The organism is Ruegeria atlantica, from assembly GCF_013032505.1.
GTDB lineage: Bacteria > Pseudomonadota > Alphaproteobacteria > Rhodobacterales > Rhodobacteraceae > Ruegeria > Ruegeria atlantica_F.
In genome coordinates this window covers 1-4,462 of the sequence record NZ_WQCG01000028.1, presented here as the reverse complement: position 1 = coordinate 4,462, position 4,462 = coordinate 1, and the positions used below count along the sequence as shown (strand labels likewise).

Below are 4,462 nucleotides of genomic sequence, written 5' to 3'. Positions count from 1 at the left end.
ATGACCGAATTGAAACGCACGCCACTTTACGATCTTCATGTTGAGTTGGGAGGTAAGCTGGTTGATTTTGCTGGTTGGGAGATGCCTGTTCAGTATCCGTTGGGGATAATGGGTGAGCATAAGCAGTGTCGTGAGAAGGCGGCGTTGTTTGATGTGTCTCATATGGGCCAGGTGATCCTTCGGGGTGAGAATGTGGGTGAGAAGCTGGAAGCGCTTTGCCCACAGGCCTATGCGACACTGAAGGAAGGCAAAGCGCGGTACGGGTTCTTTACGAACGCGGAAGGCGGGATCATGGATGACCTGATCGTGTCGAATGCGGGGGATCACTACTTTGTGGTGGTGAACGCAGCGCTGCGCCATCAGGATATTCCGCATATGAAAGCGAACCTAGAGGGCGTCGAAGTGACCGAGATCTTCGACCGCGCGCTGGTGGCTGTTCAAGGCCCTGCAGCGGAAAACGTGGTGGGGGAACTCTGCCCTGCCGCGCGCGAGCTGAAGTTCATGGAAACCACGGTGGCCGATATCAACGGTGTCGAGTGCCGCATCTCGCGTCTGGGGTATACCGGCGAGGACGGGTACGAGATCTCGATCCCCGAGGACAAGGCGATTGAGGTCAGCAAGGCGTTCCTGGCGCATGAGGATTGCGAAGCCGCCGGTCTGGGCGCGCGCGACAGCCTGCGGCTGGAGGCCGGTCTGTGCCTTTATGGCAATGACATCGACCAGAGCACCTCGCCGATTGAGGCCTCGCTGGCCTGGGCGATCCAGAAGCGCCGCAAGGAAGAAGGCGGTTTCCCGGGTGCCGAGCGGGTACAAAAGGAACTGGCCGAAGGCCCTGCCAAAAAGCTGGTCGGCATCAAACCCGATGGCCGCGCACCGGCACGTCAGGGCGTGGAAATCCAGTGCGCCGAGGGCAATACGATCGGTCAGATCACCTCGGGCGTGTTCGGCCCCACGGTCGGTGGACCGGTGGCGATGGGCTATGTGAGCAAGGGTCATGGCGAGCCGGGCGAGACGGTGAACCTGATCATCCGGGGCAAGCCGCAGCCGGCACAGATCGTGGCGCTGCCCTTCGTCAAACAGAATTACAAGCGTTGAAGTCAGGAGAGAGACAACATGGCAACCTATTATTCCGAAGAGCATGAATGGCTGACCGTCGACGGTGACACGGCCACTCTGGGCATCACCAAGCACGCGGCTGAACAGCTGGGTGACGTGGTGTTTGTGGAGCAGCAGGAAGCAGGCGACGAATTCGAAAAAGGCGGCGAGATCGGCGTGATCGAATCCGTCAAGGCCGCCTCCGAGCTCTATGCCCCGGTCGATGGCGAGATCACCGAGGTGAACGAGGCGCTGGCCGACAATCCGGGCGCGCTGAACGATGATCCCGAAGGCGAGGCCTGGATCTACAAGATCAAGATCGCGGATGCCGCGCAGCTGGAAGATCTGATGGATCTGGACGGCTACAAGGCCCTGATCGGCTAAGCCCGTACCGGAGCCCCGGTCTGGGGCTCCGCATGTTCGGGCCGGCCCTTGTCCGGCCCTCTCCCTACTACCGGAGGCTGTCGCAGTCTCCGCCCGACCTGACCTATTCGACAGGAGCGCTGCAATGGCCTTCAAACTGACCGACTACGAAGCCTATGACTTCGCCAATCGCCGCCATATCGGCCCGTCGCCCACCGAGATGCGCGACATGCTCAAGGTGATCGGCTTCAAGACGCTGGACCAGCTGATCGACGCCACCGTCCCGCCCGCGATCCGGCAGAAGGAACCGCTGGACTGGGGTCCGGCCATGACCGAACGCGATGCGCTGTTCTACATGAAAGAGGTGGCGAGCAAGAACAAGGTTCTGACCTCGCTGATCGGTCAGGGCTATTACGGCACCACCACGCCGGCGCCGATCCTGCGCAACATCCTGGAAAACCCGGCCTGGTACACCGCCTACACGCCCTATCAGCCCGAGATCAGCCAGGGCCGTCTTGAGGCGCTGTTGAACTTCCAGACCATGGTCAGCGACCTGACCGGGCTGGACGTGGCCAACGCCTCGCTGCTGGACGAAGCCACTGCGGCGGCCGAAGCGATGGCAATGGCCAAGCGCGGCGGCCGGTCCAAGGCCAACAACGCGGCCTTCTTTGTTGATAAGAACTGCCACCCGCAGACCATCGCAGTGATCAAGACCCGGGCCGAGCCTCTGGGCATCGACGTGCAGGTGGCTGATCCGGACACGCTGGACGCAGGCGCGGTGTTTGGCGCGATCTTCCAGTACCCGGGCACCCACGGTCACGTGCGCGACTTCACATCGGAAATCGCCGCGCTGCACGAACACAAAGCCATCGCCATCGTCGCCGCCGACATCCTGTCGCTGGCGCTGTTGAAGTCACCGGGTGAGATGGGCGCGGATATTGCCATCGGCTCGACCCAGCGCTTTGGCGTTCCGATGGGCTATGGTGGCCCGCACGCTGCTTACATGGCGACCACCGACAAGCTGAAGCGATCCATGCCGGGCCGGATCATCGGTGTGTCGATCGACAGCCGCGGCAACAAGGCCTATCGCCTGTCGCTGCAGACCCGCGAGCAACACATCCGCCGCGAGAAAGCCAACTCGAACGTCTGCACTGCGCAGGCGCTGCTGGCGGTGATTGCGTCGATGTATGCGGTCTATCACGGCCCCGACGGTATCAAGGCCATCGCGCAATCGGTGCACCGCAAGACCTCGCGCCTGGCAGCCGGGCTGGAAGAGGCGGGCTTTGCCGTAGAACCAGAGGTGTTCTTCGACACCATCACGGTTGAGGTTGGCCACCTGCAGAACGTCGTGATGGAGGCCGCCGTGGCCCGTGGCGTCAACCTGCGCAAGGTCGGCGACACCAAGGTTGGCATCAGTCTGGACGAACAGACCCGCCCCGAGACCATCGAAGCCGTCTGGGGTGCCTTCGGCATCGACAAGAAGGATGACAGCAAGAAGAACCGCGCATATCGCCTGCCGGACTACGCGCTGCGCGAAAGCGCCTATCTGACCCACCCGATCTTCCACCAGAACCGGGCCGAGGCCGAGATCACGCGCTATATGCGCCGTCTGGCCGACCGCGACCTGGCGCTGGACCGGGCGATGATCCCGCTGGGGTCCTGCACCATGAAGTTGAACGCGACGATCGAGATGATCCCGGTCACCTGGCCCGAGTTCGGCAACCTGCACCCGTTCTGCCCCGAAGATCAGGCACAGGGCTATCACGAGATGATCGACGATCTGAACGACAAGCTGTGCCAGATCACCGGCTATGACGCGATCAGCCAGCAGCCCAACTCGGGTGCGCAGGGTGAATACGCAGGCCTGCTGACCATCCGCAACTATCACTTCGCCCGCGGCGAAGGGCACCGCAATGTCTGCCTGATCCCGACCTCGGCCCATGGCACCAACCCGGCCTCGGCGCAGATGGTGGGCTGGCAGGTTGTTCCGGTGCAGGCGGATGACAAGGGCAACATTGATCTGAACGACTTCCGCGCCAAGGCGGAAAAGCACTCCGATCATCTGGCCGCCTGCATGATCACCTACCCGTCGACCCATGGCGTGTTCGAGACCACCGTGCAGGAGGTCTGCCAGATCACCCATGATCACGGCGGTCAGGTCTATATCGACGGCGCCAACATGAACGCCATGGTTGGTCTCTCGCGTCCAGGTGACATTGGCGGCGACGTCAGCCACCTGAACCTGCACAAGACCTTCTGCATCCCGCATGGCGGCGGCGGCCCCGGCATGGGTCCGATCGGCGTCAAGGCGCATCTGGAAGAGCACCTGCCCGGCCACCCGGAATACGGCACTGCCGTGGGTCCGGTCTCGGCGGCGCCCTTCGGTTCGCCCTCGATCCTTCCCGTCTCATGGGCCTATGTGCTGCTGATGGGCGGCGCGGGCCTGACCCAGGCGACCAAGGTGGCGATCCTGAACGCCAACTACATCGCGGCGCGTCTGCAGGATGCCTATCCCATCCTCTACACGTCCGAGACAGGTCGTGTGGCGCATGAATGCATCCTCGACACCCGTCCGCTGGATGAGGCGGCACAGGTCAGCGTTGACGACATCGCCAAGCGTCTGGTCGATAGCGGCTTCCACGCGCCGACCATGTCCTGGCCGGTCGCAGGCACCCTGATGGTGGAGCCCACCGAGTCCGAACCGCAGGCCGAGCTTGACCGCTTCTGCGACGCCATGCTCTCAATCCGGGCCGAGGCGCAGGACATCATCGACGGCAAGATCGACGCGGAAAACAACCCGCTGAAAAACGCCCCCCACACGGTGCGCGATCTGGTCGGAGACTGGGACCGGCCCTACAGCCGCGAACAGGCCTGCTTCCCCCCAGGATCCATGGGCGTCGACAAATACTGGTCACCAGTAAACCGCGTCGACAACGCTTACGGCGACAGAAACCTAATCTGCACATGCCCTCCAATGGACGCATACGAAGAAGCCGCTGAGTAA

At 62.6% G+C, this 4,462-nt stretch carries 3 protein-coding genes; all 3 read left to right on the top strand.

The features are described 5' to 3' along the window. The 3 genes from gcvT to gcvP all read left to right on the top strand — a co-directional run bounded on the left by gcvT (position 1) and on the right by gcvP (position 4,462). A complete protein-coding gene (gene gcvT, locus GOW92_RS24690; RefSeq protein ID WP_170566533.1) occupies positions 1-1,095 on the top strand; it encodes a glycine cleavage system aminomethyltransferase GcvT in 1,095 nt (364 codons plus the stop codon). 18 nt (positions 1,096-1,113) lie between these two features. Then, positions 1,114-1,479, top strand: a complete 366-nt coding sequence (gene gcvH, locus GOW92_RS24685; RefSeq protein ID WP_170566530.1) for a glycine cleavage system protein GcvH — start codon at positions 1,114-1,116, stop codon at positions 1,477-1,479. Positions 1,480-1,603: 124 nt separating this feature from the next. Continuing rightward, positions 1,604-4,462: an aminomethyl-transferring glycine dehydrogenase gene (gene gcvP, locus GOW92_RS24680; protein WP_170566527.1), complete on the top strand. Its 2,859-nt coding sequence runs from the start codon at positions 1,604-1,606 to the stop codon at positions 4,460-4,462.